The 26,995-nt window shown below is 75.4% G+C and carries 26 protein-coding genes and 1 pseudogene; 14 read left to right on the top strand and 13 right to left on the bottom strand.

Features of this window, described 5'->3' with window-relative positions:
* Window positions 1-6: 6 nt before the first annotated feature.
* The gene (gene glpK / locus ACGF7U_RS21840) at window positions 7-1,491 is read right to left on the bottom strand and encodes a glycerol kinase GlpK (RefSeq protein WP_393109344.1); all 1,485 of its coding nucleotides are present in this window, start codon (window positions 1,489-1,491) and stop codon (window positions 7-9) included.
* Window positions 1,492-1,582: 91 nt separating this feature from the next.
* On the opposite strand from glpK, the gene ACGF7U_RS21845 reads away from it, so the two are divergent.
* Window positions 1,583-2,521, top strand: coding sequence for a ribose-phosphate diphosphokinase (locus ACGF7U_RS21845; RefSeq protein WP_393109346.1), 939 nt, complete (start codon window positions 1,583-1,585; stop codon window positions 2,519-2,521).
* Window positions 2,522-2,646: 125 nt separating this feature from the next.
* On the opposite strand, the gene ACGF7U_RS21850 is transcribed toward ACGF7U_RS21845, so the two are convergent.
* Window positions 2,647-3,114 carry an ATP-binding protein gene (locus ACGF7U_RS21850; protein ID WP_393109348.1) on the bottom strand — a complete coding sequence of 156 codons (468 nt, stop codon included), beginning with the start codon at window positions 3,112-3,114 and terminating at the stop codon, window positions 2,647-2,649.
* Between the two features lie 119 nt (window positions 3,115-3,233).
* On the opposite strand from ACGF7U_RS21850, the gene macS reads away from it, so the two are divergent.
* Both macS and ACGF7U_RS21860 read left to right on the top strand, forming a co-directional pair.
* Window positions 3,234-4,364, top strand: coding sequence for a MacS family sensor histidine kinase (macS, locus tag ACGF7U_RS21855; RefSeq protein WP_393109350.1), 1,131 nt, complete (start codon window positions 3,234-3,236; stop codon window positions 4,362-4,364).
* A 46-nt stretch (window positions 4,365-4,410) separates the two neighbouring features.
* Window positions 4,411-5,091, top strand: a complete 681-nt coding sequence (locus ACGF7U_RS21860) for a response regulator (RefSeq protein ID WP_393109352.1) — start codon at window positions 4,411-4,413, stop codon at window positions 5,089-5,091.
* A 54-nt stretch (window positions 5,092-5,145) separates the two neighbouring features.
* On the opposite strand, the gene ACGF7U_RS21865 is transcribed toward ACGF7U_RS21860, so the two are convergent.
* The 3 genes from ACGF7U_RS21865 to ACGF7U_RS21875 form a co-directional block, all read right to left on the bottom strand.
* A complete protein-coding gene (locus ACGF7U_RS21865) occupies window positions 5,146-5,718 on the bottom strand; it encodes a DUF5709 domain-containing protein (RefSeq protein WP_393109354.1) in 573 nt (190 codons plus the stop codon).
* A gap of 104 nt (window positions 5,719-5,822) precedes the next feature.
* Window positions 5,823-6,548: an ATP-binding protein gene (locus ACGF7U_RS21870; protein WP_393109356.1), complete on the bottom strand. Its 726-nt coding sequence runs from the start codon at window positions 6,546-6,548 to the stop codon at window positions 5,823-5,825.
* 59 nt (window positions 6,549-6,607) lie between these two features.
* Complete coding sequence (locus ACGF7U_RS21875) at window positions 6,608-7,606, bottom strand: SDR family oxidoreductase (protein WP_393109358.1); 999 nt, start codon at window positions 7,604-7,606, stop codon at window positions 6,608-6,610.
* 214 nt (window positions 7,607-7,820) lie between these two features.
* Between ACGF7U_RS21875 and ACGF7U_RS21880 the strand changes: the two genes are divergently transcribed.
* A complete protein-coding gene (locus tag ACGF7U_RS21880; RefSeq protein WP_393109360.1) occupies window positions 7,821-9,023 on the top strand; it encodes a glycosyltransferase in 1,203 nt (400 codons plus the stop codon).
* On the opposite strand, the pseudogene ACGF7U_RS21885 reads toward ACGF7U_RS21880, so the two are convergent.
* From ACGF7U_RS21885 to aroA, 4 genes and pseudogenes are all read right to left on the bottom strand, one after another.
* Window positions 8,978-9,912: pseudogene (locus tag ACGF7U_RS21885) on the bottom strand (hypothetical protein). The gene ACGF7U_RS21880 and the pseudogene ACGF7U_RS21885 overlap by 46 nt on opposite strands.
* A 59-nt stretch (window positions 9,913-9,971) precedes the next feature.
* Window positions 9,972-10,790 carry a histidinol-phosphatase gene (gene hisN, locus ACGF7U_RS21890; RefSeq protein WP_393109362.1) on the bottom strand — a complete coding sequence of 273 codons (819 nt, stop codon included), beginning with the start codon at window positions 10,788-10,790 and terminating at the stop codon, window positions 9,972-9,974.
* A 25-nt stretch (window positions 10,791-10,815) separates the two neighbouring features.
* Window positions 10,816-11,799: a ribosome small subunit-dependent GTPase A gene (locus ACGF7U_RS21895; protein ID WP_393109626.1), complete on the bottom strand. Its 984-nt coding sequence runs from the start codon at window positions 11,797-11,799 to the stop codon at window positions 10,816-10,818.
* Window positions 11,800-11,964: 165 nt separating this feature from the next.
* Entirely contained in the window at window positions 11,965-13,266 is a 1,302-nt protein-coding gene (aroA, locus tag ACGF7U_RS21900) for a 3-phosphoshikimate 1-carboxyvinyltransferase (protein WP_393109364.1), read from the bottom strand.
* Between the two features lie 101 nt (window positions 13,267-13,367).
* On the opposite strand from aroA, the gene ACGF7U_RS21905 reads away from it, so the two are divergent.
* The 5 genes from ACGF7U_RS21905 (at window position 13,368) to rsrA (ending at window position 16,779) form a co-directional block, all read left to right on the top strand.
* Window positions 13,368-14,078 carry an SOS response-associated peptidase gene (locus ACGF7U_RS21905; protein ID WP_393109366.1) on the top strand — a complete coding sequence of 237 codons (711 nt, stop codon included), beginning with the start codon at window positions 13,368-13,370 and terminating at the stop codon, window positions 14,076-14,078.
* A 197-nt stretch (window positions 14,079-14,275) separates the two neighbouring features.
* The gene (locus ACGF7U_RS21910; RefSeq protein WP_357087957.1) at window positions 14,276-14,668 is read left to right on the top strand and encodes a WhiB family transcriptional regulator; all 393 of its coding nucleotides are present in this window, start codon (window positions 14,276-14,278) and stop codon (window positions 14,666-14,668) included.
* 81 nt (window positions 14,669-14,749) lie between these two features.
* Complete coding sequence (locus tag ACGF7U_RS21915; protein WP_393109368.1) at window positions 14,750-15,364, top strand: alpha/beta family hydrolase; 615 nt, start codon at window positions 14,750-14,752, stop codon at window positions 15,362-15,364.
* A gap of 301 nt (window positions 15,365-15,665) precedes the next feature.
* A complete protein-coding gene (locus ACGF7U_RS21920; RefSeq protein WP_393109370.1) occupies window positions 15,666-16,490 on the top strand; it encodes a sigma-70 family RNA polymerase sigma factor in 825 nt (274 codons plus the stop codon).
* A 1-nt stretch (window position 16,491) separates the two neighbouring features.
* Window positions 16,492-16,779: a mycothiol system anti-sigma-R factor gene (gene rsrA, locus ACGF7U_RS21925; protein ID WP_393109372.1), complete on the top strand. Its 288-nt coding sequence runs from the start codon at window positions 16,492-16,494 to the stop codon at window positions 16,777-16,779.
* A 102-nt stretch (window positions 16,780-16,881) separates the two neighbouring features.
* Here rsrA and ACGF7U_RS21930 read toward each other — a convergent pair whose 3' ends face one another.
* The gene (locus tag ACGF7U_RS21930; RefSeq protein WP_369700219.1) at window positions 16,882-16,956 is read right to left on the bottom strand and encodes a 50S ribosomal protein bL37; all 75 of its coding nucleotides are present in this window, start codon (window positions 16,954-16,956) and stop codon (window positions 16,882-16,884) included.
* Window positions 16,957-17,395: 439 nt separating this feature from the next.
* Between ACGF7U_RS21930 and ACGF7U_RS21935 the strand changes: the two genes are divergently transcribed.
* Entirely contained in the window at window positions 17,396-17,617 is a 222-nt protein-coding gene (locus ACGF7U_RS21935; RefSeq protein ID WP_176737378.1) for a biotin/lipoyl-binding carrier protein, read from the top strand.
* Window positions 17,614-18,123, top strand: a complete 510-nt coding sequence (locus ACGF7U_RS21940; RefSeq protein ID WP_393109374.1) for a GNAT family N-acetyltransferase — start codon at window positions 17,614-17,616, stop codon at window positions 18,121-18,123. The genes ACGF7U_RS21935 and ACGF7U_RS21940 overlap by 4 nt, the downstream gene beginning before the upstream one ends.
* A 151-nt stretch (window positions 18,124-18,274) precedes the next feature.
* Here the strand turns inward: ACGF7U_RS21940 and ACGF7U_RS21945 are convergent, their stop codons facing one another.
* A complete protein-coding gene (locus tag ACGF7U_RS21945; protein WP_393109376.1) occupies window positions 18,275-18,874 on the bottom strand; it encodes a TetR/AcrR family transcriptional regulator in 600 nt (199 codons plus the stop codon).
* 105 nt (window positions 18,875-18,979) lie between these two features.
* Here ACGF7U_RS21945 and ACGF7U_RS21950 point away from each other — a divergent pair, with 105 nt between their 5' ends.
* On the top strand, window positions 18,980-20,566 hold the full coding sequence (locus tag ACGF7U_RS21950; protein WP_393109378.1) for an MDR family MFS transporter: 1,587 nt from the start codon (window positions 18,980-18,982) through the stop codon (window positions 20,564-20,566).
* Between the two features lie 100 nt (window positions 20,567-20,666).
* Here the strand turns inward: ACGF7U_RS21950 and ACGF7U_RS21955 are convergent, their stop codons facing one another.
* A complete protein-coding gene (locus tag ACGF7U_RS21955; RefSeq protein WP_393109380.1) occupies window positions 20,667-22,502 on the bottom strand; it encodes a tetratricopeptide repeat protein in 1,836 nt (611 codons plus the stop codon).
* Window positions 22,503-22,689: 187 nt separating this feature from the next.
* Between ACGF7U_RS21955 and ACGF7U_RS21960 the strand changes: the two genes are divergently transcribed.
* Entirely contained in the window at window positions 22,690-23,721 is a 1,032-nt protein-coding gene (locus tag ACGF7U_RS21960; RefSeq protein ID WP_393109628.1) for an SIS domain-containing protein, read from the top strand.
* A 25-nt stretch (window positions 23,722-23,746) separates the two neighbouring features.
* The gene (locus ACGF7U_RS21965; RefSeq protein WP_393109382.1) at window positions 23,747-25,306 is read left to right on the top strand and encodes a histidine kinase N-terminal domain-containing protein; all 1,560 of its coding nucleotides are present in this window, start codon (window positions 23,747-23,749) and stop codon (window positions 25,304-25,306) included.
* A 43-nt stretch (window positions 25,307-25,349) separates the two neighbouring features.
* Here the strand turns inward: ACGF7U_RS21965 and ACGF7U_RS21970 are convergent, their stop codons facing one another.
* Complete coding sequence (locus ACGF7U_RS21970; protein WP_393109630.1) at window positions 25,350-26,969, bottom strand: glycosyltransferase family 39 protein; 1,620 nt, start codon at window positions 26,967-26,969, stop codon at window positions 25,350-25,352.
* Between the last annotated feature and the right edge of the window lie 26 nt (window positions 26,970-26,995).

Genomic DNA, 26,995 nt, shown 5'->3' on the forward strand with positions numbered 1-26,995 from the left:
CGGCGCTCAGTCCACCCAGTCGAGGGTGCGCTGCACGGCCTTGCGCCAGTTGCGCAGTTCCCGCTCCCGGTGCGCCTGGTCCATGGTCGGCTCCCACTGCGCGTCGGAGCGCCACTGGGCGCGCAGCGTCGCCAGGTCCGGCCAGAAGCCGACCGCGAGGCCGGCCGCGTACGCGGCGCCGAGGCAGGTGGTCTCGGTGATCCGGCTACGGACCACCGGCACGTCGAGCACGTCGGCGAGGAACTGCATCAGCAGCCCGTTCGCGGTCATCCCGCCGTCCACCCGCAGTCGGCGCAGCGCCACGTCGGAGTCGGCGTTCATCGCGTCGACCACCTCGCGGGTCTGCCAGGCCGACGCCTCCAGCACCGCCCGGGCCAGGTGCCCCTTGGTGATGTAGCCGGTCAGCCCGGCGATGACCCCGCGCGCGTCGCTGCGCCAGTGCGGGGCGAACAGCCCGGAGAACGCCGGTACGACGTAGCAGCCGCCGTTGTCGTCGACGGTGCCCGCCAGCTCCTCCACCTCACCGGCGGTGGAGATCAGGCCGAGGTTGTCCCGCAGCCACTGCACCAGCGAGCCCGTCACCGCGATCGCCCCCTCCAGCGCGTACGCGGCGGGCTGGCCGTCGATGCGGTAGGCGACCGTCGTGAGCAGGCCGTGGGTGGAGGGGACCGGACTGGCGCCGGTGTTGAGCAGCAGGAAGCTGCCGGTGCCGTAGGTGCACTTCGCCTCGCCCGGCTGGAAGCAGGTCTGCCCGAACAGGGCGGCCTGCTGGTCGCCGAGCGCGCTGGCCACCGGCACCCCCGCCAGCACCCCGGTCGCCTCCCCGTAGACCTCCGCGGAGCTGCGGATCTCCGGCAGCATCGCCGCCGGCACGCCCATCGCGTCGAGCAGCTCCGGGTCCCAGTCGAGGGTGGTCAGGTCCATCAGCAGGGTGCGGCTGGCGTTGGTCACGTCGGTCACGTGCCGGCCCGTCAGCTTCCAGATCAGCCAGCTGTCCATCGTGCCGAAGAGCACCTCACCGCGCTCGGCGCGCTCGCGCAGCCCGTCGACGTGCGCCAGCAGCCAGCGCAGCTTCGGCCCGGCGAAGTAGGTGGCCAGCGGCAGGCCGGTGCGGGTGCGGAACCGCTCCTCGCCGTACGCCTGCGCCAGCTCGCGCAGCAGCGGGCCGGTCCGGGTGTCCTGCCAGACGATCGCGTTGGCCACCGGCCGGCCGGTGGCCCGGTCCCAGACCACGGTGGTCTCCCGCTGGTTGGTGATGCCCACGGCGGCGAGCCCGGCGGCGTCGGTCCCGGCGGCCCGCAGCGCCTCCCGGACCACCAGCTCCACGTTGTCCCAGATCTCCTCGGCGTCGTGCTCCACCCAGCCCGGCTGGGGAAAGACCTGCCGGTGCTCCCGCTGCGCCACGGAGACGATCTCTCCGGCGCGGTCGAAGACGATGCACCGGGAGGAGGTGGTGCCCTGGTCGATGGCGGCGACGTACTGGGGGGTCACGGCAGCACCGTACCCGGACCGGCCGCGCTTCGCCGACCGGCGCGGCCCCGGTCGGTCCCGGCCCCGGATACCGTCCGTACGATGTGCGGACGTGCGTGACATCGCCGTCTTCAGCGGAACCGCCCATCCCGAACTCGCCGCCGAGATCTGCGCCCACCTCGGGGTGCCCCTGCACCCGGTGCGGGTGTCCCGGTTCGCCAACGACTGCCTGGAAGTGCAGTTGCAGGCCAACTGCCGGGAGCGGGACGTCTTCCTGATCCAGCCGCTGGTCCCGCCCGTGCAGGAGAACCTGGTCGAGCTGCTGCTCATGATCGACGCGGCCCGGGGCGCGTCCGCCGGCCGGATCACCGTGGTGCTGCCGCACTACGCGTACGCCCGGTCGGACAAGAAGGACGCGCCGCGCATCTCCATCGGCGGGCGGCTCGTGGCCGACCTGCTCACCTCCGCGGGCGCGGACCGGGTGCTGGCGATGACCCTGCACTCGCCCCAGGTGCACGGCTTCTTCAGCGTGCCGGTCGACCACCTGCACGCGCTGCGCGAGCTGGCCGAGCACTTCACCCGCTACGACCTGAGCAACACGGTGGTGGTCTCGCCCGACCTGGGCAACGCGAAGGAGGCGGCGGCGTTCGCCCGCCGGCTCGGCACGCCGGTGGCCGCCGGGGCGAAGCAGCGGTTCAGCGACGACCGGGTCAAGATCAGCGCGGTGATCGGTGACGTGGCCGACCGGGACGTGATCGTGCTGGACGACGAGATCGCCAAGGGCAGCACGGTAATCGAGCTGATGGAGCACCTGCGCGAGCTGAAGGTCCGCTCGATCCGGCTGGCCTGCACGCACGGCCTCTTCTCCAGCGGCGCGTTGCAGCGGCTCAGCGAGCAGGACGGCGTACTGGAGATCGTCTGCACCAACACGGTGCCGATCCCGGCCGACAAGCGGGTGCCGAAGCTGGAGGTCCTCTCGGTGGCACCGGCGTTGGCCGAGGCGATGCGCCGCATCCACAACGGCGAGTCCGTCAGCACCCTCTTCGCCTGACCCCGGCCCGCACCGCGCCCGCGATCTTGCACTTTCCGGCCGGACGAACCGGACGACGGCGCCCGATCCGGGGGCCGAAACTGCAAGGTCGCGGCGGTGAGGGGAGGGGAGAGGGAGGCGAGGGGTCAGTCGCGGCGGTGGCGGGCGATGTGTTCGGGGGCGCCGACGGCGGTGCTGATGCGTACCGTCGTGCCGGCGGCGCCGGTGTCGACCTGCATGGTGTCGCTCAGCTCCCGGGCCAACCAGAGCCCCCATCCGCCGGCGGTGTCCGGGGCGGGACGGCTCCGGTCGCCCAGCCGCTGCGCGCTGATCCCCCCGCCGTGATCGGAGACCTCGCAGACGAGCTGCCCCGATTGCCGCCACAGCCGCAGCCAGCCCCGGCCGCCGCCGTGCCGGACCGCGTTCGTGATCAGCTCGTTGACCGCCAGCACGAAGTCGTCCAGGCGCTGGCCAGTCAGCCCGGAGGCGTGCGCGCAGGAGGTGACCGAGTGCCGTAGCTCGGTCACCTGAGCCTGGTCGAAGGCCTCGGCGATCAGGAGGGAGGGTTCGATGGGCACAACCGTACGCGGTGCCGGGGATTCTGCATTCGTCATGGCCCCGTCCCGACAGCGGATCACAGGTTTTTTGCGGCATTTCCACCGTACGTCAGTGTTTCCCGGCGTGCACCCGCCGGCCCGCCGGCCGCCGGCACCGCTGTGGCATCGTGACGACCGTGCCGACGCCGCCCGGAGGTTTCGAGGTCCCGCTCTGGCGGGCCATCGCCGTGTTCCGGGTCGCCTCCCTGGCGTACGTCTGCGTGCTGGCCGTGCGGCACCTCGACCGGTACGCCCACCCGCTCGCGGCCGGCGGTGTGGTCCTGCTGATGGTGGCCTGGACCGGCGTGACCGCCGTCGGCTACGCCCGCCCGGCCCGACGGGGCTGGCCGCTGCTCGTCGCGGACCTCGCGGTCGTCCTCGGCATCCTGCTGGTCAACCCGTGGGTGGTCGGACGCGCCGCGCTCGCCTCGGGCGTGCCCACCCTGGCGGTGGCCTGGCTGGCCGGCCCGGTGCTGGCGTGGGCCGTCTCCGGTGGGCGGCGGCGGGGCACGGTGGCCGCCCTGGTGCTCGGCGCGGCGGACCTGGCCACCCGCGAACGGATCGGCCAGTCCTCGCTCACCGGGGTGATCCTGTTGCTGCTCGCCGGGGTGGTCGTCGGGCACGTCGCCCGGCTGGCCGTGACCGCCGAGGAACGGCTGCACCGGGCGGTGGAGCTGGAGGCCGCCACCCGGGAGCGGGAGCGGCTGGCCCGGGACATCCACGACGGCGTCCTGCAGGTGCTCGCCCTGGTGCAGCGGCGCGGTGCCCACCTGGACGGCGAGGCCGGTGAGCTGGCCCGGCTGGCCGGGGAGCAGGAGGCCGCGCTGCGCGCCCTGATCGCCGGCGCCGCGCCGGTCGGCGCCCGCGCCGACAGCGGGCCGGCGGACCTACGGGCGCTGGTCGGCCGGTACGCCTCCGCGACGGTCTCGGTGTCCGCGCCGGCCACCCCGGTGCCGTTGCCCGGACCGGTGGCGTACGAGCTGGCCGCGGCGACCGCCGCCGCGCTGGACAACGTCGCCCGGCACGCGGACGGGCGGGCCTGGGTGCTGATCGAGGACGAGGGGACGACCGTGACCGTCTCCGTCCGCGACGAGGGGCCGGGCTTCCCGGCCGGCCGATTGGACGAGGCGGCCGCCGAGGGCCGGCTCGGCGTCGCCCGGTCCATCCGGGGCCGCCTCGCCGACCTCGGCGGCACGGTGCGGATCACCTCGGCGCCGGGTGCCGGCACGGAGGTGGAGTTGACCGTCCCGAGGGAGGCGGCGCGGTGAGGCCGGGGATCGGCCGTCCCCGGCAGGGGCGACGGAGGGGGAGATCATGAGCGGTGTGCGCGTGATGGTGGTCGACGACCACCCGATGTGGCGGGAAGGGGTGGCCCGGGACCTCACCGAGGCCGGCCACGTCGTCGTCGCCACCAGCGGCGAGGGCCGGCAGGCCGTCCGGGTCGCCGCCGCCACCCGGCCCGACGTGGTGGTCCTCGACCTGCAACTGCCGGACGTCTCCGGCGTGGAGGTGATCCGGGGGCTGCGGGCCGTGCTGCCGCAGGTGCGGGTGCTGATGCTGTCGGCCAGCGGCGAGCAGCAGAGCGTGCTGGACGCGGTGAAGGCGGGCGCCACCGGCTACCTGGTGAAGTCTGCCGCCCCGGCCGAGTTCCTGGACGCGGTGCGCCGGACTGCGGCGGGGGAGCCCGTCTTCACGCCCGGCCTGGCCGGGCTGGTCCTCGGCGAGTACCGCCGGTTGGCGGCGGCCCCGGCGGACGCCGCCGCGACGGCCGGCCGGGATGCCGCGGGGGCCGGCCCGGCGCCCCGGCTAACCGACCGGGAGACCGAGGTGCTGCGCCTGGTGGCGAAGGGGATGTCCTACAAGCAGATCGCCGACCGGCTCGGGCTGTCCCACCGCACGGTGCAGAACCACGTGCAGAACACGCTGGGCAAGCTCCAGTTGCACAACCGGGTCGAGTTGACCCGGTACGCGATCGAGCGCGGCCTGGACGACTGAGGGGCTGGCGGGGAACCTCCCCCGAAGGGTTCCCCGCCAGCCCCCGGGGCCACGTCAGACCGAGTGCGGCGGGCGCGTCTCGTGGATCGCCAGCTCCTCGGCGCTCGCCCCGCCGCCGGCCGACCCGGCGTCGTACGCGACCGAGTCGGTCTCCTGGTCGGTGTGCGCCCCCTCGTCGGGTTCGACGAGCCGGCCGACCTGGGCGTCGGCGACGCTGCCGAGCTTGCCGTGGTCGTAGAGGGAGACCGGCGACTTCGGGTCGGAGGTCGGCCCCGGTTCGAGCACGTCCGCGTCGAGCTGGGCCTGTGCCGCGGCCTCCTCGCTGTCGGCCTCGGCGGCGATGTCCGGGTCGACGGGGCCCGCCAGCGGGTCGTCGGCGGGGCGCTCGCGCTGCTCCCGGTCGAGCTTGTAGTCGAGCGACTCGCCGTCGAGCTGTTCCTCGGCGGTGGTCCCGTACCGGTCCACCGCCACCGGCGTCCGGTCGCCCGGCAACTGTGCCGGCTCCGGGCCGTCCGCCTCGCGCCCGGTCAGGACGTCGTCGTTGGCGGTCGAGTCGTCGTCGGCGGTGTCGGGCAGGCCCTCCGCCTCGGGGTCGGACACGGGGGTCGGGTACTCGTCGTCGCGCATGGCTGACCACTACCCACTGCCCTCCCGGCGTAACCGGTGCCGGGCGTGGCCATCCGGGCGGAAACGCCGTGCTCCGGGACGGAGGGGGAGGAACGGGGCGGCGGTCAGCCCCCGAGGCCGGCCTCGTCGGCGGCGTACAGGACGCACCAGACGACCTTGCCGCCCGGCACCGGGCTGCTGCCCCACCGGCGGGCGACCGTGTCGATCAGCAGCAGGCCGCGCCCGCCGACGGTGTCCAGCGGCGCCGGCCCGGTGAAGGCCGGCTGTCGCGACGAGTGGTCGCGCACGGCGAGGTGCAGGGTGCTGTCCCGGGGGGCCAGCCGCACCGTCATCGCGGTGTGCGCGTGGGCGATCACGTTGCCCACCAGCTCGGTGACCGCGATGCAGCCCGGCTCGGCCAGCTCGGCCAGGCCCCAGCGGCGACAGCCGTCGGTGACCAGCTGCCGGGCCTGCCGGGCGGCCTCCACGGCGGGCGGGAAGTCGGCGCTGACCACGGCGGCCATCGGCGCGGCGGCCAGCCCGGCCATCGCCCCGCCCAGGGTCGGCCAGGCGGGCACGCCCTCGACGGTGCCGGTCGGGTCGCAGAGCAGCAGGTCGGCGGCGGGCCAGTCGAGGACCTCCCGGCGCACGTCGGCGAAGACGTCCCGCGCCGCCGGGTCGGTCATCCGCAGGTCGGTCACGTCGACCACCACCGGGCCGGGCCGGTCGCAGAGCCGGGCCAGCAACCCGTCGCGCACCGTGCCGACCTCGGCCCGGTCGAGCACGCCGGTCAGCCGGACCACCCCGGACGACCGGTCGGTCTCCACCCGGCAGCGCACGTCAGTCGGCATGATCGTCCCATTGTGCCTCCCCGGCCCGGGTCCCGCACCGGTCCGTTCGGCCCCGCGCATCAGCGGTCCGTCCGCGCTCGGCGGGTCATCGCGGCCATCGTCCCGACGGCCGTTCCCGCCGCCGCCAGCCCGAAGGCGGCCGTCATCCGCACCAGCTGCCGTCGCCGGCCGTGCCAGCCGCCCTCGCGCCGGGCCGCCGCGTCGGCGTGGAAGACGTTGCCGGTGCTGTCCAGCCGCGGGGCGGGCCCGAACTGGGTGCGGTGGGCGTACCAGCCGAGGACCCGTTCGGCCAGCGCCGGGGCGAGCCGCCACTGCATGCCGATCAGCCGGGCGGCCCCGCCGGCGTACGCCTCGCGGCGCGGCCGCCGCAGCATCCGGACGATCGTCTCCGCCACCACCTCGGGCGGGTAGACCGGGGGCGGCGGCAGCAGTTCGTGCCCGCTGTGGTTGGCGGCGTGCCGGAAGAACGGGGTGTCGATGGTGGCCGGCAACACCGTGCAGATCGAGATGTTGCCCCGCCCGGTCACCCGCAGCTCCTGCCGGACCGTGTCGGCGAGGCCGCGGATGCCGTGCTTGGTGGCGTTGTACGCCGACTGGTAGGGCATCGCCACCTCGGCCAGCACCGAGGCGTTGTTGACCAGCACCCCGCCTCCCGCCGCGCCGAGGTGGGGCAGCGCGGCCCGGGTGCCGTACGCGGCGCCGAGCAGGTTCACCTCCAGCACCCGGCGGAACTCCTCCACCGGGATCTCGTCGAAGAGGCCGACGGCGCTGACCGCGGCGTTGTTGACCCAACCGTCGATCCGGCCGAACTCGGCCACCGCGCGAGCGGCGAGCCGTTCGACCGCCGCCGGATCGGTCACGTCGGTCGGCACGACCAACGCGCGTCCGCCCAGCTCACGGCACTGCTGCGCGACCCGGTGCAGGGCCTGCTCGCTGCGGGCGGCCAGCACGACGGCACTGCCCCGGCGGGCGAGGGCGTACGCCGTGGCCGTGCCGATCCCGCTGGAGGCACCGGTGATCACCACGGTGGCGTCGGCGAGGCTGCGGGTGAGAGGCATTGTCAGCCCGTACCCCCGCTGACAGGGGTCATGCGGGAATTCCGCGTCGGATAACCACGGGTGGGTGGGCGGTGACCGTCGGGCGTGACGCTTGCCGTCGCGCAAGCACCCGCCGGGCTCTTCCCGATCTGCCAGGTTTCGGCTCCCGAGAGTCTGGTTAATGGGACCCTCTGACCGAGGACCACCGCTTGAGAAGATCGCATGGAGGTGACCCATGCGCGTCGGCCTCGTCTGCGCGCACGCCGGCCCGCCCAGGCGTGCCGACGCCCCGACCGTCGGCACCCACCAGCACATCGCGAGGGTCGCCGCGGAACTGGCCGCGCGAGGCCACGACGTCCGGGTGTACGAACGCCGCGACGACCCGGACCTGCCGGAGCGGGCGTCGGTCGACGGCTACCGGGTGGAGCGGGTGCCCATCGGCCCGGCCGTCCCGATCCCCACCGCCGAGCTGGTCCCGTACGTGGCCGGGTTCGGCTCGTGGCTGGCGCAGCGGTGGACGGACGGCTGGCAGCCGGAGGTGGTGCACGGGCACTACTGGATCGGCGGTCTCGCCGCCGCGCACGCGGTCCGCGAGACCGACATCCCGGTGGTGCAGACCTTCCACTCCCTCGGTGTCGAGCAGCTACGCCACCTCGGCCGGCAGTACGACGGCCCGGGGGAGCGAATCCCGCTGGAGCGGGCGCTGACCCGGGCGGTGGACATCGCGGTCGCCCAGTGCAACGACGAGGTCGACGAGCTGACCCGGATGGGCCTGCAGCGCGCCTCCGTGGCGATGGTGCCGGCCGGCGTCGACACCGAGCAGTTCCACCCCGACGGCGAGGCCGCCCCCCGCGACCAGCGGGCCCGGATCCTCTCCGTCGGCGGGCTCTCGCCCGGGCACGGCCAGGAGGACCTGATCCGGGCCATGCGGCTGGTCGGCGACGCCGAGCTGGTGATCGCCGGCGGCCCGCCCGCCGAGCAGCTCGCCCAGCACGCCGAGGCCCGCCGGCTGCGCGAGCTGGCCGAGCGGAACGGGGTGGCCGACCAGGTGAAGCTGGTCGGCGCGGTCCCGCACGAACAGATGGCCACCTGGTACCGCTCGGCGGACGTGGTCGCCTGCACCCCGCACTACTCGTCCGCCGGGCGGGTGTCGCTGGAGGCGATGGCCTGCGGCGTGCCGGTGGTCGGCTACGCGATGGGCGGGATCGCCGACGCGGTGGTCGACGAGGTCACCGGGCGGCTGGTGCCGCCGGGCGACGTCCGCACGCTCGGCGTGACCCTGCGCCGGCTGCTCGCCGACAACGCCGGGCGGTTCGCGTACGGGCACGCCGCCGTGGACCGGGTGCGGTGCAGCTACACCTGGGAACGGACGGCGGGCGCGCTGGAGCGCCTCTACGAGCGGGTGGTGCGCCGCCGCAAGCCGGTCGAGGCGGCCTGACCGGGGGCCCGCCGGTGCCGTCCCTTCAGAGGGGGCGGCCGGGGGCGCCGACGCCGACGACGGCCCGGTTCCGTTCCCCGGCCACCGCGTGGTGGTGCTGGGGCTCGGCGTACCGGGTGAGGCCGATGACCGCGCCGAGGGTGACCAGGAACCCGGCCGCGGCGAGCCACTCCCGGCCGGGCCAGATCTTGTCGTTGAGCAGCAGCAGGCCGACGATCGCCGCGGGCACCGCCCCGGCGGCGTCCATCGCCGCGACGGCGGCCGTCGTCGAGCCGCGCTGCATGGCCAGGCCGAGCAGCAGCTGGCCGACGATCGAGTGTGCGATCAGCAGGTAGAGCAGCGGGTCCCGGACGAACTCCTCCGCCGTCGGGGCCGAGGCCAGCGGCCGGGCGGCCACCGCGGCGGCGGAGAACGCCAGCCCGGCCAGCGAGCCGAGCGCCACCGAGCCGGGCGCCCCGTGCAGGCGTACGGCGAAGAAGCCGACCACCGCGATCACGCCGAGCACCGCCGCCAGGACGATCATGCCGGCGGTGCCGAGCGGCTTGGACGGCGCGGGCCGGGCGGAGAGCACCAGCGCGCAGATCCCGGCGAAGAGCAGCACCAGCAGGGCCACCTCGGCAGCGGGCAACCGCCACTTCAGCACCAGCACGCCGAGCAGGGCGGTGACCCCGAGCCCGGCCGCGACGCTGGACTGGACGAGGAAGAGCGGCAGGTCCCGGCGGGCCAGGAAGGCCAGCACGAACCCGGCCACCTGACAGGCCAGCCCGACCAGGTAGGTGCGGTGGCCGGCCAGCCGCAGCAGCAGCCCCGGATCGAAGGTGTGGTGCACGGTGGTGCGGGCGGCGGCGACCGACTGGAGCAGGTTGGCGACGCCGTACGCGACGATCATCGCCGCGAGGAAACACCAGCCGGAGGAGACCACCTGGCGAGGATAGAGGCTGCCGGAGGTCAGTGCTCGGTTGGCCGACCCAGCCGGGCGAGGACATCGGCGTGCAGCGCGCCGTTGCTGGCCACCGCGCTGCTCTCGGTGCCGGCGTCGCCCGAGGGGGCCGGCCGACCGGCCAGGTCGGTGAACGTGCCGCCCGCCTCGGTGACGATCGGCACCAGCGCGGCGATGTCCCACAACGACAGCTCCGGCTCGACCATCACGTCCAGCGCGCCCTCGGCGAGCAGCATGTAGCCGTAGAAGTCGCCGTACGCCCGGCTGCGCCAGGTGTCCCGCATGAGCTGGAGCATCGCGTCCAACCGGCCGGCGGACTCCCAGCCGGTCAGGGACGAGTAGCAGAAGCTGGCGTCCGCGAGGTCCCGGACCCCGGAGACCCGGATCGGGGCGCCGCCGGCGGCGTCCGGCCCGGCGTACGCGCCCGCGCCGAGCGCCGCCCACCAGCGGCGGCCCAGCGCCGGCGCCGAGACCAGCCCGACGACGGGGCGGTCGGACTCCAGCAGCGCGATCAGGGTGGCCCAGACCGGCACGCCGCGGATGAAGTTCTTCGTGCCGTCGATCGGGTCGACCACCCACCGCCGGCCGTCCGGGCCGCCGGCCGGCTGCTCGCCGTACTCCTCGCCGAGCAGGCCGTCGGCCGGCCGGTGCGCGGCCAGCAGCGCGCGGATCTCCCGCTCCACCGCGGTGTCCGCGTCGGAGACGGGGGTCAGGTCGGGCTTCGCGTCGACCCGCAGGTCCAGCGCGCGGAACCGGGCCGTGGAGACGGCGTCGGCGGCGTCGGCGAGCAGGTGGGCGAGGGCGATGTCGTCGGCGTACCCGGGCATGCCGCAAACGGTAGCGATGCCCCGGTCAGGAGCCGGCGAGCGGGTCGCCGGGATTCCGCTGGTCGGGCTCACCCCGCGCGTCACCCTCCCCGGCGCGGGAGGCGAGCAGCCGGCGGTACGAGGCCAGCCGGCGCGGGTCGGCCTTGCCGGCGGCCACCCACGCGTCCAGCCCGCAGCCGGGGGCGTCGGGGGTGTGCGGGCAGTTGGCGGGGCAGTCGACGGTGCCCTCCACCAGGTCGGGGAAGCCGTGCAGCAGGCTGTCGGCGGAGACGTGCGCCAGCCCGAAGCTGCGCACCCCCGGGGTGTCGACGATCCAGCCCGGGTCGGCTCCGGGGCGCGCCGCGCCGGACGGAGGCTGCCGTGCGCCGTCGTCGCGGTCGGGCAGCCGCGGCAGGCGCAGCGCCACCGCGCTCGTGGAGGTGTGCCGGCCCCGGCCGATCGCGCTGACCGTGCCGACCGCCCGCGCGGCGTCGGGCACCAGGCGGTTGACCAGCGTCGACTTGCCCACCCCGGAGTGCCCCACCAGAACCGAGATCCGGCCGGCGAGCAGGCTGCGCAGGGCGTCGAGGTCGGAGTCCGGGCGGACCAGCACGTACGGCAGCTCCAGCTCGGCGTAGTAGCCGAGCACCGCCTCGGGGCCGGCCAGGTCGGCCTTGGTCAGGCAGAGCAGCGGCTCGATGCCGGCGTCGTACGCGGCCACGAGGCAGCGGTCGATGAACCCGGTGCGCGGCGGCGGGTCGGCCAGCGCGCTGACGATGACCAACTGGTCGGCGTTGGCGACGACCACCCGCTCCAGCCGCCCCTCGGCGGTGGTCTCGTCGTCGTCGGCGGTGCGCCGCAGCACCGACGTCCGCTCGGCGATCCGGACGATCCGGGCCAGCGCCCCGGCCGCGCCGGAGGTGTCCCCGACCAGGGCGACCCGGTCGCCGACCACCACCGACTTGCGCCCCAGCTCCCGGGCTCGCATGGCGGTGACCAGGGGCGCGTCCGGCCCCGCGTCGGACAGCACGCACGTGTAGCGGCCCCGGTCGACGGCGATCACGAGCCCGTCGACCGCGTCGGAGTGCCGGGGGCGGGTGCGCGTACGCGGGCGCGACGACTTCCCGGGGCGGACCCGGACGTCGTCCTCGTCGTACTCCCGCCTTCTGGTCGCCAGGACCCGCCCCCCGTCGTGTCAGCTCTTGCCGGTCACCATTGCCGACCATAGTGCCGGGAACTCGGGCATGGTCTTCGAGGTGCACGCCACGTCGCTCAACTCGATGCCCGGAACGGCCAGGCCGGCGACCGCGGCGGCGTGCGCCATCCGGTGGTCGTGGTAGGTCTCGAACACCCCGCCGCGCAGCGGCCGGGGCCGGATCTCCAGCCCGTCGGGGGACTCGGTGATGTCCGCGCCGAGCGCGGCGAACTCCCGCGCCAGCGCGGTCAGCCGGTCGGTCTCGTGGCCCCGGATGTGGCCGACGCCGGTGAACCGGGACGGCGAGTCGGCGAGCATGGCGAGCGCGGTCAGCGCCGGGGTCAGCTCGCTGACGTCGGAGAGGTCGGCGTCCAGGCCGTGCACCGCGCCGGTGCCCCGGACGGTCAGCCCGGCGGTGGAGAGCGTCACGTCGCCGCCCATCCGCTGCAGCAGCGCGCGGAGTTGCTCGACGGGCTGCGCGCTGCTGCGCGGCCAGCCCTGGAGGGTCACCTCGCCGCCGGTGACCAGGGCGGCGGCGAAGAACGGCACCGCGCCCGAGAGGTCCGGCTCGATCTCCCAGCCGCGCCCGGTCAGCGGGCCGGGCTCGACCACCCACACGTCGGGTGTGCTGTCGTCGACCGCCGCGCCGGCGGCCCGCAGCATCTGCACCGTCATCCGCAGGTGCGGCGCGGAGGGCACCGGCGGGCCGACGTGCCGGACCACCACCCCCCGGTCGAAGCGCGGGGCGGCCAGCAGCAGCCCGGAGACCAGCTGGCTGGAGGCCGAGGCGTCGATCACCACCTCGCCGCCGGTGACCCGCCCCGCGCCGAGCACGGTCAGCGGCAGGCTGCCGGTGGCGGGGGCGTCCACGCGGACGCCGAGGGAGCGCAGCGCGCCGATCAGCGGGCCGAGCGGCCGGGTGCGGGCCTGCGGGTCGCCGTCGAAGGTGATCCGCCCGTCGGCCAGGCCGGCCACGGGCGGAACGAAGCGCATCACCGTGCCGGCCAGGCCGACGTCGACGTGCGCGGGGCCGACCAGCGGGTGGGGCCGGACCAGCCAGCGCTCGTCGTCGCTGATCGACATGTGCGCGCCCAGCGCGCGCAGCCCGGCGGCCATCAGCTCGGTGTCCCGCGCGCGCAGCGGCCCGGCGAGCGTCGAGGGACCGCTGGCCAGCGCGCTGAGCACCAGGGCGCGCGCGGTCATCGACTTGGAGCCGGGCAGGCGCAGCGTGGCCGAGACCGGGTCGGAGGCGGTCGGAGCGGTCCACGGCTGCGGCGGCCGGGTCGCGGTCAGGTTCCCCACGGTTACATTCTGCCGTGTCCGGTGATGGATGGGTCGACCACCGCCCGCACTCCCGGCCAGCGGGACAGCCGGGCGTCGCCCGGCGCGTTAGCGTGTGCCACATGTGTGGGAGGTACGCGACGACCCGGAGCGCGGGCGACCTGAGCGCGCTGTTCGAGTCCCACGACGAGACCGACGGCCGGCTCGGGCCCGACCACAACGTCGCGCCCACCGACCCGGTGCCGCTGGTGCGGGTGACCCCCGAGGGCCACCGCGCGCTGTCGGTGGGGCGCTGGGGGCTGGTGCCCGCCTGGTCGCGGTCGCCCGCCGCCGCCGCCCGCATGATCAACGCCCGTGCCGAGACGGTCGCCACCAGCCGGGCGTACGCGGGGGCCTTCGCCCGCCGCCGCTGCCTCGTCCCGGCCGACGGCTGGTACGAGTGGGTCCGCTCGCCCGACGGGCGCAAGCAGCCCTACTACATGACTCCGCTGGACGGCTCGGTGCTCGCCTTCGCCGGCATCTGGTCGGTCTGGGAGGGGCCGGGCGGGCCGCTGCTGACCTGCAGCGTGCTCACCACCGCCGCGCTGGGCGAGCTGGCCGAGGTGCACGACCGCATGCCGTTGCTGCTGCCCGAGGACCGGTGGGGGCCGTGGCTGGCGTCGACCGACGAGCCGGCGGGGCTGCTCGTCCCGCCCCCGCCCGACTGGCTGGCCGGGCTGGAGATCCGCCCGGTGGGACCGGCGGTGGGCGACGTGCGCAACGACGGGCCGGAGCTGACCGTCCGGGTTCCGGTGGCCCGGGTGACGGCGGCGGAGGAAATGACGCTCTTCTGACAGTGCCGGCACATTGTCGGGTGTGATTTGCCAGAGTTGCGGGTGAAACGTCGCCCCGTCGTTTAACCGTATTTGCCGTAGAGTCTTGTCTCCGTGTCCGGAAGTGCGATAGAACACAGCGCCGGTAGTGGGCGCCGATTCGCACGGGGCGGACGACGTCGCACCGATCTTGCCGGTCCCACGGGGGAGGTGGGTGGATGACACGGGCACGTATGCCCCGCCCGCACGAGGTGGCCGCCGCACGACGAGATCCGCGACTGCTGCGGGCGTTGCGCGAGCGGCGACAGGACGAGGCGTGGCGGACCAGAGGAACCTGCCAGAACGTCGACCCGGAAACATTTTTTCCGGCGCCGAACGAGCCGGCCGACGCGGCCGTGGCGCTCTGTCGCAGTTGCGACGTGCAGGGCTCCTGCCTTGCCTGGGCGCTGGACGTGGGTGACTGCCACGGCGTCTGGGGCGGCACGACCCCGCGCGAGCGGCGGGCGATGCTGGTCGCCTGGCGCGACGAGGTGCAACCGGATCCCGACGCCGCCGACGAGGCGGGTCCGCCGGTCCGGGACCGGCTGCTCACGTTGGTGCCGTTGAGCTGACCGTCGACTGAGCCGCCGGGGCCGGCCCGCGACCACGCGGGTCGGCCCCGCGCCGTGTCCCGGACGCCCGAGAATGGGCTGGTGTCCTGCACCGAGGAGATCTCCACCCCGCGCGGGCCCGCCCGGGTCGCCGTCGACCCGCCGGCCGGGCCGCCGACCGCCCTGCTGGCGCTCGGCCACGGCGCGGGCGGCGACGTCGACGCCCCGGACCTGGTCGCGCTGCGCGACGCGGCGGCCGGCGCGGGCCTGGTGGTGGCCCGGGTGACCCAGCCGTACCGCGTCGCCGGGCGGCGCGCGCCGGCCCCGGCCGGGCATCTCGACGAGGCGTGGGCCGCCGTGCTCGCCGTGCTGCGGGACCGGCATCCCGGCGTACCCCTGCTGGTGGGCGGGCGCTCCAGCGGCGCGCGGGTGGCCTGCCGCACCGCGCGGGCGGTGGGCGCCGTCGGCGTCGTCGCGCTCGCGTTCCCGCTGCACCCGCCCGGGCGGCCGGAGCGCTCCCGGGCGGCGGAACTCGCCACCGGCCTGCCGACCCTCGTGGTCAACGGCGACCGCGACCCGTTCGGGGTGCCGGAGCCGGGGCCCGCCGTGCGCGTGGTGACCCGCCCCGGCGAGCGGCACGACCTGCGGGGCGACCCGGCCGGCACGGCCGCGGTGGTGCGCGACTGGCTGCGCGACCGGGGCTGGGCGCGGGCCTGACCCCCGGCGCCCGGCGTCCCGTCGCGGCGCACCGGGGCGCTTCCTGTGCGCCGGCCGGCGCGCGCCGGGGGATCACCCGCGCTCCGACCGGCCGTGTCCGGCGGCCGCGGCGGGTCGTTGCATCGGATGGTGCCGGATGCCCGGTTCGGGCGGCGGCGCCGGTCCTCCCAGGCCCTTCCTGGTCCCAGCGTCGGCTTCCGCCGGGGCCGGGACCAGGAACGGGAGGCGCAGCCGGAATGCCGTGCCCATCCGTGCGCGTTGCACCCCCCGGGACGACATTTCTGGCGAGGGGGGTGACCGGGTGCCGATCGAGACGCAGGCCCGGGAACGGGACGAGCGGGGAGCGCGGCAGCTACGGCAGTTGCTGGGCGCTCCGGAGTGGCCCGCGACGGCGCCGCCGGTCGGCGTGGCGGCGGTGAGCACGAGCACACCCGCCGGAAGTGAATCTGTGGGCAGGTCCGTGCGCGTATCCTCGGCGGGAAAGCATCCGACGCGAGGGGATGTGCGGTTGACCACGGAGAAGACGGACGAGCGCAGGGCCCGCTTCGAGCGGGACGCGATGCCCTTCGTCGATCAGCTCTACGCTGCCGGCCTGCGGATGACCCGCAACCCGGCGGATGCCGAGGACCTGGTCCAGGAGACCTACCTGAAGGCGTACGCCGCCTTCCACCAGTTCGAGCAGGGCACGAACCTGAAGGCCTGGCTCTACCGGATCCTGACCAACACCTACATCAACTCCTACCGTCGCCGGCAGCGCCAGCCCATCCAGGCGCCGACCGACGAGATCACCGACTGGCAGCTCGCCGAGGCCGAGTCGCACACCTCCAGCGGGCTGCGCTCCGCCGAGACCGAGGCGCTGGACCGGCTGCCGGACAGCGACGTCAAGGAGGCCCTCCAGCAGCTGCCGGAGGAGTTCCGCCTGGCCGTCTACCTCACCGACGTCGAGGGCTTCTCCTACAAGGAGGTCGCCGACATCATGGGCACGCCGATCGGCACGGTGATGTCGCGACTGCACCGGGGCCGACGTAATCTGCGCAAGCTGCTCGAGCAGTACGCCGCGGAGCGGGGCTTCACCCCCGCGTCGTCGAAGAAGGGCTCAACCGCTGCGGCCGGCCGGGAGGTGTGACGTGAGCTGTGGAGATCCGCACGAGACGGACTGCCGTGAGGTCCTCGCCGAGGTCTACCTGTACCTGGACCTGGAGTGCGCGGAGGAGCGGCGGACGCTGATCCGGCACCACCTCGACGAGTGCGGGCCGTGCCTGCGCGAGTACGGCATCGAGCAGGAGGTGAAGGCGCTGGTCGCCCGCTGCTGCGGCAACGAGACCGCGCCGGACCAGTTGCGCGAGCGGCTGAGGCTGCGCCTCACCGAGCTGGTCGTCTTCGAGAGCAGCGAGTCGAGGGAGCTGGCCGACTGAGGTCGGCGGCACGACGTGAAGCAGGTGGCCCGGGTCGTCTCCGACCCGGGCCACCGGCGTTCCGCTGACTGATCGACGCCGGGCCCCCGGCCCGGCCGCCGCTCAGGAGTTGGGGCGCTTGCCGTGGTTCGCGCCGCTCTTCTTCCGGGCCTTCTTCTTTCGGGCCTTCTTCGCCATGGTGACCTCCTCGTGATGGTCGGATCCGCCTGCGCACGACCTCGGCTCCGGTGCGCGCACCGGTCGCCCCGGCGCCGGGTCCGACCCGCTGATGCTAGTGCGGCCGACACCCGCCGTCGTGCGCCGGGGCGGCCCGCCGTGCGCCGCGCCGCGCGACACGCCGGCCGTCTCCCCCCGCCCCGCCGCGCTCCGGGGTGGCGGTGACGTGGCCGCGCCGCCCCTCACGCCGGCCGGCGCGACGTCACCACCCACACGCCGGCCGCCGCGACGTCACGACCCCACACGCCGGCCACCGGCGGCGTCGCCGCGCCCGGCGGGCAAGGAGCGCCACCGCGCGCCCGACCCAGTGGTGGATCCGGACGCCCGGGGGCGCTCCACGCCCCTCGTGGGGGGCCCGCATGATTGGATACGTCGGCAGGCAACCGCGAGAGAAGGGGCCGTGGAGATGGCCGAGGAGATCCGCGCCGAGATGGTGGCGAACGTCTGGAAGGTCGTCGCGTCGGCCGGGGACACCGTGTCCGAGGGGGACACGCTGGTGATCCTGGAGTCGATGAAGATGGAGATCCCGGTCGTCGCCGAGTCCGACGGTGTCGTCAAGCAGCTCGCGGTCAACGAGGGCGACGTCGTCCAGGACGGTGACCTCATCGCGGTGATCGATTGAGCGGCGTCTCGGTACGGCGGGCCGGCCCGGCCGACTTCGCGGCGGTGGCCCGGCTGACGGTCGCCGCCTACGAGGCCGACGGCCAGCTCAAGGGCGAGCACGGCTACGCGGCCGTGCTCGCCGACGTGGCGACCCGCGCGGAGCACGGCGAGGTGCTGGTCGCCGTCGATACGGCCACCGGTGAGGTGCTCGGCTCGGTGACGTTCGTCCTGCCCGGCACCCGGTACGCCGAGCTGTCCCGGGCCGGCGAGGCGGAGTTCCGGATGCTGGCGGTGGACCCGGCCGCGCAGGGCCGGGGCGTCGGCGCGGCCCTCGTCGAGGCGTGCGTGTCGCGGGCCGCCGAGCTGGGCTGCTCGGCGGTGGTGATCTGCGTCCGCGGCGGCTTCGCCGCCTCCGCCCAGCGGCTCTACCAGCGACGGGGCTTCGTGCGCGTGCCGGAGCTGGACTGGTCACCCCTCGCCGGCGTGGAGCTGCTCGGCCTCCGGCTGGATCTCACGGGCGCCTGACCCCGCCCTCGTGCCGGGCGCCTGGCCCCGCCGGCCCTTGTGACGTGCCTGGCCCGGCCGGCCCCGTGACGGGCGTCTGGCCCGGCCGGCCCCGTGACGGGCGCCTGACCCGGCGCTCGCCGGGCCCGTTCCGGCCGGGACCCGGCAGGCGTCAGGGCGCTCCGGGCGCGGCGGCGTCGGGCTGCGCGCCGATGGGGGCGAGCAGCTCGTCGGCCATCGCCAGCGCGAGTCGCATCCGCTGCGCGTCGGTGAGCTCCGGGGCGCGGACCGCGAACCAGCTGCTGTGCACGGCGAAGATCGACAGCACGGCGCGGAGCTGGGCCGCCGGCGAGTCGTCGTCCCGGCACAGCACGTCGGCCAGCCGCAGCATCCGGCCGCGCATCTGCTGCCCGGCGGAGAGGCTCTTCAGCACGGTCTGGTTCTGCTCGAAGAACCGCATCACCGAGGGCTGGTCGCCGGCGAACATGGCCTCGGCGTACCGGCCGATCACCGCGCGCCGGGTGGCCAGGCCGACCGGCTGCGACTCGGCCCAGGCGATGAGGGCGTCCAACCGCTCCAGCCGGTCCTCGACGACGCTGGTGACGATCTCGTCCTTGCTCTTGAAGTGGTAGTAGAGCGCGGCCTTGGTCACGTTCAGCCGCTCGGCGATCTCCCGCAGCGAGGTCTTCTCGTACCCCTGCTCGGTGAAGAGCTCCAGCGCGACGGCCTTGATGCGTTCCCGCGTGCCGCCTGTGCTCTCCCTCACCCGCACCACCCAATTCGCTTGACCGGCCCTGACCCCGAACTTACCGTCCGGCTAGTAAGGTAGCTAGCCGGCCGGCAAGTAAGTGCGGCACATCTCGGGGGGAGCTTACCCATGACGCAGGCAACCCAGGCTCCGGCGCGACCCAACGTGCGGGTCGTGCTCTTCGGCCTGATGATCGCCATGATGCTGGCGATGCTCGACAACATGATCGTCAGCACGGCGTTGCCCCGGATCGTGGGCGAGTTCGGCGGGCTGGACCACTTCACGTGGGTCGTCACGGCCTACGTGCTGGGGACCACGGTCTCCACCCCGATCTGGGGCAAGCTCGGCGACCTCTACGGTCGCAAGTCCGTCTTCCTCACCTCGGTGGTCGTCTTCCTGGTCGGCTCGGCGCTCTGCGGCATGGCCGGCTCCGAACTGCTCGGCGGACCGGGCGACGGCATGGCCGAGCTGATCGCGTTCCGCGCGGTGCAGGGCCTCGGCGCGGGCGGTCTGATGGTCGGCGTGATGGCCATCATCGGCGACCTGGTCCCGCCGCGGGAGCGGGGGCGCTACCAGGGGATGATCGCCGGCATCATGGCCCTCGCCATGGTGGCCGGCCCGCTGGTCGGCGGCTTCATCACCGACCACCTCTCCTGGCGTTGGGCGTTCTACGTCAACCTGCCGCTGGGCGGGGTCGCGCTGGCGCTGCTCGTCGCCACCCTGCGCCTGCCGAAGCACCGCACCGAGCACCGCATCGACTGGCTCGGCGCGGCGCTGCTCTCGGTCGCCATCACCGCGATCGTGCTGGTCACCACCTGGGGCGGCAACGAGTACGACTGGGCCTCGGGGCAGATCCTCGGCCTCGCCGCCCTCGCGCTGGTCACCCTGGTGGCGTTCGGCCTCGTCGAGCGGCGCGCCGTCGAGCCGATCCTGCCGCTGGGGCTCTTCGCCAACCGCAACTTCGCCCTGATCTCGGTGATCGGCTTCCTGCTCGGCTTCGCCATGTTCGGCGCGATGAACTTCCTGCCGCTCTACCAGCAGACCGTGCAGGGCGCCTCGGCCACCAACTCCGGCCTGCTGCTGCTGCCACTGATGTTCGGCATGCTCGTGGTCTCGCTGGTGGTGGGCCGGTCGATCACCAAGACCGGGCGCTACCGGGCGTACCCGATCGTCGGCGGCGTGGTGATGGCCGCCGGCATGGCGCTGCTGACCCGGCTGGACGTCGACACCAGCAAGACCGAGTCGTCGCTCTACATGATCGTGCTGGGCGTCGGCATGGGCTTCCTCATGCAGACGTCGATGCTGATCGCACAGAACAGCGTGGAGCAGAAGGACCTGGGCGCGGCGAGCGGCGCGGCCACCTTCTTCCGGTCGATCGGCGGCTCGTTCGGCATCTCGCTGTTCGGGGCGATCTTCGCCAACCGACTGGCGGACTCGCCGGCCGGCGACGCGTTCGGCGGCGGCGGGGAGGCCGGCGCCGCGATGGACCTCAAGATGCTCAAGGACCTGCCGGCGCAGGCCCGTGAGCTGGTGCTGGGCGGCCTCGCCGACGCGGTCTCGCACGTCTTCTGGTGGGCGGTGCTCTTCAGCGTCGCCGTCCCGGTGCTCGCCTGGTTCATCCGGGAGATCCCGCTGCGCACCGCGAACGACCTCCCGCCCCAGGCCGCCGGCGAGGAGCAGGCCGAGACCGCCCTGGCCAAGGCCCCCACTCCCTGACCCGCCGCCACGATCCGCCGGACGTTCCGTAGGCTCTGCGCCGCGCCGGCCCACCGGGCCGGCGCGGAGCATCAGGGGCGGCGCGGCGCGGCGGAGGCGGTCAGGGGCGGCGGAGGGTGGCGGTCAGGCGACGCCAGAGACGGCGCAGGCGGGAACCGGGGTCGCGGGGGCGGGGAACCGGACGCGCGGCGGCCAGCGAGGTCGCCAGGGCGACCGTCTCGGCGTCCAGGGCGGGCGCGGCCAGGGCCAGGTGGGCCAGGGACGCCGCGATCGGCACCGGTCGGACCCGGGCCACCGCCGCGACGTCCGCCAGCCGCTCGGCCACCACCCGGGCCACGTCGGGGCGGACCGCCGGGTCGACCCAGGCGGCGGTGACCATGGCGAACAGCGCCGCCTCGGTGGTCCAGTCCTCGACGCCCCAGACCAGGTCCAGCAGCACCCGGCGGCGGGCCGACTCCGCCCACGGCTCGTCCGTGCGGTGGTGCAGCAGGCCGAGGCAGGTCCACACCTGGACGCAGCGCACCCAGAGCGAGGGATCCTGCCCGAGCACCCGGCCCAGCGCGGTGGGCGGCGCGTCCGGCGGGTGCGCCAGCAGGCCGAGCAGGTCGGCCAGGTCCAGGGTGGCCAGGCCGACCGCCGCGTCGTACGCCGCCGGGGGGTGCGGCCACGCGGGGTGGGCGAGTTGCCGCAGCCGGGCGACGGCCTCCGCCGAGGGCGCCGGCACCGCGGGCACGACGGCCGTCCCGTCCCAGCGCCAGAGCTGCCGGCCGTCCGACCGTCGGGGCTCGCGCGGGTCCGGTTCGGGCACGTCGGCCACCTCGACCCGCATCGCGGGCACGACGGTGGCGATGGTACGCAGCGCGCTCGGCGGCGCGGGCGAGTCCAGCAGCACGGCGGCGCCGACGCCGCCGTGGTCGTCGGCGACGGCCTGGCGCACCGCCTCCACCACCGCACCGGTGGCCGGCGTGACCTGCCCGAGCCAGGCCCGGCCGCGGCAGCACTCGGCCAGGTCGCCGTGCTCGTGCGTGTCGTCGGGGTGGTCCCGGACGAAGTCGGCGAGCGCGACCAGGTGCGCCACGTCGCCGTCGCGCTGGTACCGCAGCCGGTGGGCGGTGTGCACGGCGCAGTCGAACGTGGGATCCCGGGCGAGGGCCCGGTCGATCCAGTCGAGCGCCTCGTCGAGTCGCCCGTTGTCGGCGAGGGTGCCGGCGATGTCGGCGTACACGGCGAGGTCGTCGGGGTCGTGCTCCACGGCACGGCCGAGCGCCGCCAGCGCCTCCCGGGTGCGGCCGGCGCTGCGGTACGCGTACCCCAGCCACACCTCGCCGATCTTCGACGGCTCCGCGCGTACGCCCCGGGCGGCCCAGCGGATGGCCAGGGCGACCTCGCCGACCCGCCGGGCCAGCGCGGACGCCGCGCCCAGCAGCAGGCCGTGCTCGGCGTGGACGGTGACCGCGTTGCGGGCCAGCGCCAGGTAGGGGGCCAGCGCCGCCCGGCCGGCCCGTGGCGCCGGATCGGGCACGGCGGCGCAGACCTGCATGAGGATCCGGGCGGTCCGGTCCGGTTCGAGGCGCTCGGCGAGTTCCGGCGCGGTCACCCAGGGCACGCCGGCCCAGTCCGTCCCGGGCGCGTGCCCGGTCGCCGCGACCAGCAGGTCCAGCCCTTCGGCGGGCCGGCCGGCGGCGGCCAGCAGGTGGGCGCGGGCGACCACGGCGCCGACGAAGGCGTGGTGGTGCAGCGGGAAGAGCTCCACCCCGCCGTCGCCGTCGGCGGCGGCGAGCCGGGCGAGGGTCTCGTGCACCTCGGGCAGGGTCGGGGCCTGGGCCAGCGCGGCGGCGACGTGGCCGGCCGCGTGTTCCAGGTCGCCGGCGTCCATGGCGAGCCGGGCCAGGGCAAGTTCCTCCGCCGCGGGCAGCGCCCGGTCGTCCTCGGCCACGTCGTCCTCTCGCTCTCGGTGCTGCGGTGGGCCGGGCAAGCGTAGGTGATGTTGCACCGACATGGTGATCAACTGCGCACTACTGCTCGTTCGATTGCTCTGATCAGATCAAAGGTGCAAGACTGAGCAGGAAACGCGCGGCAATCGCGCAGTGGGAGGAGTTTCCGTGACGCGTGCAGGGGCTGGCATGGCCGCCGACATCGACGAGCAGCCGGCGGGCTACGCCCGGTTGCTCTCCGCCGAACACGCCGGCGCCATCGCCCGGGTGGCGGCGGTCATCGCGGAGCGCCGACCCCGGCACGTGGTCTTCACCGCCCGGGGCACCTCCGACCACGCCGCCCTCTACGGGGCGTACCTGACCGAGATCCGGCTCGGCCTGCCCGCCGGGCTCGCCTCGCCCAGCGCCGTCACCGTCTACGGCGCCCGCCCGGACCTCTCCGACGCGCTGGTCGTCGGCGTCAGCCAGAGCGGCGGCTCGCCGGACCTCGCCGAGGTGCTCCGCACCGCCCGCGTCTCCGGCGCGCTGACCCTGGCCGTCACCAACGCGCCCGACTCCCCGCTGGCCGACGTCGCCGAGCTCAGCGTCGACATCGCCGCCGGGCACGAGCGCGCGGTGGCCGCCACCAAGACGTACACCGCGGAGCTGCTCGCTCTGCTGATGCTCGTCGAGGGCATCCGGGCCGGCGACGGCGCGCTGCCCGCCGACGAGCGCGACGCGCTCGCCGCCCTGCCCGAGCTGGCGGCCCGCACCCTGGAGGACCAGACCCCGGCCCAGCTCGCGCCCCGCTACCGGTTCGCCGGCCAGCTCGTCACCACCGGCCGGGGGTACGCGTACCCGACCGCCCGCGAGGCCGCGCTGAAGCTGATGGAGACCTCCTACCTGCCGGCGCTCGCGTTCTCCGGCGCCGACCTGCTGCACGGCCCCCTCGCGATGACCGACCCGGACGTGCCGGTCCTGGCCGTGGTCGGCTCCGGGCCGGGCGGCCGGTCGATGGGCGAGGTGCTGCCCCGGCTCGGCGAGCGCCGCGCCGACGTGGTGGTGGTCGGCTCCGCCGACGTCGGGGGCGCCACCCGGATGGCCGTCCCGGAGGTCGACGAGCGGTACGCCCCGCTGCTGGACATCCTGCCGCTGCAGCGCCTGGCGCTGGCGCTGGCGCTGGCCCGGGGCGAGGACCCGGACGCGCCCCGGGGGCTGAAGAAGGTCACCGCGACGATGTGACGCCCGGCGTGGCACGCTGGTCAGCGTGTCCACGCTGCGCGACCTCGCCGAGGAGCACACCCGTCTCCGCCCGGCCGACATCGACCACCTGCACCGGATCGCCGGGGACTGGCAGTTGCTGTCCGACCTGTCCTTCGCCGACCTGCTGCTCTGGGTGCCCGTGGACGCCGACGGGACCTTCCTCTGCGTCGCCCAGGTCCGGCCGACGACCGCCCCCACCGCGTACCTGGACGACCAGGTGGGGCGGATCGTCGGCGGGCCCGAGGTGGCCCACCTGGAGGTGGCCCACCGGCAGGGCCGGATCTGGCGGGAGGGCGACCCCGTCTGGTACGGCGACGTGCCCGCCCGACACGAGGCGATCCCGGTCCGGCTGCGCACCGCCGACGGCGAGGCCGGCGAGGTGATCGCCGTGGTGGGGCGGGACACCAACCTCTCCACCGCGCGCACCCCGAGCCAGTTGGAGCTGAACTACCTCACCACCGCCGACGACCTGGCGCAGATGATCGCCGACGGCACCTTCCCGCCGCCGCGCCACCCGGGGGAGACCACCTCGGCCCCGCGCGTGGGCGACGGGCTGGTCCGGCTCGACGCCGGCGGCAAGGTCACCTACGCCAGCCCGAACGCGCAGTCGGCGTACCGGCGGCTGGGCTACGCCTCGCACCTGGTGGGCGAGGACCTGGCGGCGCTGCACCGCCGGCTGGCCGGCGACCCGCTGGAGGGGACGGACGCGGCGAACGGCATCCTCGCCGCGCTGCGCGGCGAGGCGCCGCCCCGCCGGGAGATCGACGCCCGCGGCGCGACGATGCTCACCCGGGCCCTGCCGCTGATGCCCGCCGGGGTGCCGATCGGCGCGCTGGTGCTGGTCCGTGACATCACCGAGGTACGCCGCCGCGACCGCGCCCTGATCACCAAGGACGCCACCATCCGGGAGATCCACCACCGGGTGAAGAACAACCTCCAGACGGTCGCCGCACTGCTGCGCCTCCAGGCCCGCCGAGTGTCCATGCCGGAGGCCCGGGTCGCCCTGGAGGAGTCGGTACGCCGGGTCGCCTCCATCGCGCTGGTGCACGAGACCCTCTCCATGTCCAGCGACGAGGCGGTCGAGTTCGACGGCATCGTGGACCGGGTGGCGAGCGCCGCGACCGAGGTGGCGGCGACCGAGTCGACGGTCGGGATGCGGCGGATGGGCAGCTTCGGGGTGCTCCCCGCCGAGGTCGCCACCTCGCTGGTGATGGTCCTCAACGAACTGCTGCTCAACGCCGTCGAGCACGGGTTCCCGCCGGCCGCCGAGCCGACCGGCGCGCCGGACGCGGCCGGCCCGGCCGGCGCGGCGCCCGAGGTGGTGGTCTCGGCGCACCGGTTCCGGAAGATGCTGCACGTCTCGGTGACCGACAACGGGCGCGGGCTGCCGCCCGACTTCGACGCCGAGCGGGGCGGGAACCTGGGGTTGCAGATCGTCCGGGCGCTGGTCACCGGCGAGCTGCGCGGCACCATCGAGTTGCGCGACGGCGCGAACGGCGGCACCGAGGCGACGCTCGTCGTCCCGCTGGCCCGCAGCGCCCCCGAGGGCCGCTCCGCCGGCTGACCCGTCGTGGGCGGGGCCGCGGGCGCGGACGGGCCCGCAGGCGTCAGCGGGTGAGCAGGGCGACGGTCAGGCCGGGGCGCGGCCAGACCCGTTCGACGGTGAAGCCGGCGCGCAGCGCGTCGCCCTTGGCGCCGGGCACGGCGGCCAGCGGGTCGTCCCGGCGGCCGGCCACGATCAGCCAGATCCGCTCCGCGCCGGCCAGGCACTCGGCCGGCCGGTCGCACTCGGCGGCCCACAGGTCGCCCTGGCGGACCTGGTCCTGCGCCACCAGCACGTCGCGGGGGCGCCGGTCGCCCAGGTGGTAGGCGATGCCGAGGTCGAGGAAGAGCCAGCTCTCCCGGGGCGAGTAGACGACGGCGTCACCCGGCCGCTGACCGTCGGCGACGACCCGGGCCGCCCCCCGGTAGTCGACCGGGGCGGTGCGGGGCCATTCGTGGGTCCTGCGCAGCGCCGCCTGGTCCGGCAGGCCCAGCAGCCCGGCCAGGGCCACCACGGCCAGCGCGGCCGGCAACCGCACCGTCGCCAGCGCCGCGCCGGCGAGCAGGCAGCCGAACGGCACGACGAAGACCAGGTAGCGGGGCACCCAGAGAGGTACGACGGCGCCGGCGGCGAAGACCAGCAGCACCGGCAGCAGCACCGCGCATCCGGGCAGCAGGGCGCGCCGGCCCAGCCGGGCCGCCCCGAGCGCGGCGAGGCCGACCAGCAGTCCGCCCACCGCGCCGCTCTGCGCCACCCCGCCCGGCAACGCCGTCAGGTCGGTCAGCCGGACCGGGTCGACCCAGTCGAGCTGCCGGGACCGCTGGCCCACGGCCAGCAGCACCAGCGGGGTCACCAGCAGCGCGGCCGGCACCAGCGCGAGTGCCCAGCACAGTGGCCGGCGCCACGACGCGGCTCCCGTCGGGCCGCCCGCCCCGGCGAGGTCGCCCGCGGCGTCCGTCGCCGGGGCGGTCCGCCCCGGTGCGCGGCGGGCTGGTGACGGGCCGTCCGTCCCGGCGGGGCCGCCCGTTCCGGCGGGGCCGCCCGTTCCGGCGGGGCCGCCCGTTCCGGCGGGGCCGCCCGTTCCGGCGGGGCCGCCCGTTCCGGCGGGGCCGCCCGTGACGTTTTCCGGCGGCTCGCCGGTCCGCCCGGGCGGCGGGCGGCGGGCGGCGAGCACCGCGACGGCGTGCGCGGCGAGCAGGGTGAGGGCGATCAGGTGGGTCAGCCCGAGCGCGGCGACGGCGGCGGCGTACCCCGTCCAGCGGGTCCGTCCGGGCCGGCGCAGCGCCTCGACCAGCAGCAGCGTCGCCAGCACCGCGAGGAACGTGGCCAGCGCGTACGGTCGGGCCTCCTGGCCGTAGCGGGAGGTGCCCGGAAGCACCGCGAGGAGCAGCCCGGCGAGCAGCCCCGCGCGGGCGTCGACGAGCCGCTGGCCGAGGACCGCGGTCAGTCCGGCCGCGGCGGACATGGCCAGCGCGGCGGGCAGCCGCAGCGCGGTCACGGAATCGCCGGCGACCGCGACCCAGGCGTGCATGAACAGGTAGTAGGGGCCGGTGGCGGCGTCGATGGTGCCGGCCAGCCGGACCAGGTCGTCCGCCGGTCGGGTGGCCGCGCTCCAGGTGGCGAACTCGTCCCGCCACGGTTGGGCGCGGTCGATCCCGGCGGCGGTCACCAGCAGGGTCAGCAGCGCCGGCCACGGCCAGACCGGCCACG

Source organism: Micromonospora sp. NPDC047670, from assembly GCF_043204915.1.
Classification (GTDB): Bacteria; Actinomycetota; Actinomycetes; order Mycobacteriales; family Micromonosporaceae; genus Micromonospora.

Bases quoted from the DNA above. Each gene is read 5' to 3' on its own strand.
- ACGF7U_RS21910 (WP_357087957.1), top strand. From the start codon at position 14,276: ATGACACGGGCACGTATGCCCCGCCCGCACGAGGTGGCCGCCGCACGA.
- ACGF7U_RS21860 (WP_393109352.1), top strand. From the start codon at position 4,411: ATGAGCGGTGTGCGCGTGATGGTGGTCGACGACCACCCGATGTGGCGG.
- ACGF7U_RS21850 (WP_393109348.1), bottom strand. From the start codon at position 3,114: ATGACGAATGCAGAATCCCCGGCACCGCGTACGGTTGTGCCCATCGAA.
- ACGF7U_RS21960 (WP_393109628.1), top strand. From the start codon at position 22,690: ATGGCCGCCGACATCGACGAGCAGCCGGCGGGCTACGCCCGGTTGCTC.
- ACGF7U_RS21870 (WP_393109356.1), bottom strand. From the start codon at position 6,548: ATGCCGACTGACGTGCGCTGCCGGGTGGAGACCGACCGGTCGTCCGGG.
- ACGF7U_RS21905 (WP_393109366.1), top strand. From the start codon at position 13,368: ATGTGTGGGAGGTACGCGACGACCCGGAGCGCGGGCGACCTGAGCGCG.
- ACGF7U_RS21875 (WP_393109358.1), bottom strand. From the start codon at position 7,606: ATGCCTCTCACCCGCAGCCTCGCCGACGCCACCGTGGTGATCACCGGT.
- ACGF7U_RS21950 (WP_393109378.1), top strand. From the start codon at position 18,980: ATGACGCAGGCAACCCAGGCTCCGGCGCGACCCAACGTGCGGGTCGTG.
- hisN (WP_393109362.1), bottom strand. From the start codon at position 10,790: ATGCCCGGGTACGCCGACGACATCGCCCTCGCCCACCTGCTCGCCGAC.
- ACGF7U_RS21865 (WP_393109354.1), bottom strand. From the start codon at position 5,718: ATGCGCGACGACGAGTACCCGACCCCCGTGTCCGACCCCGAGGCGGAG.
- ACGF7U_RS21880 (WP_393109360.1), top strand. From the start codon at position 7,821: ATGCGCGTCGGCCTCGTCTGCGCGCACGCCGGCCCGCCCAGGCGTGCC.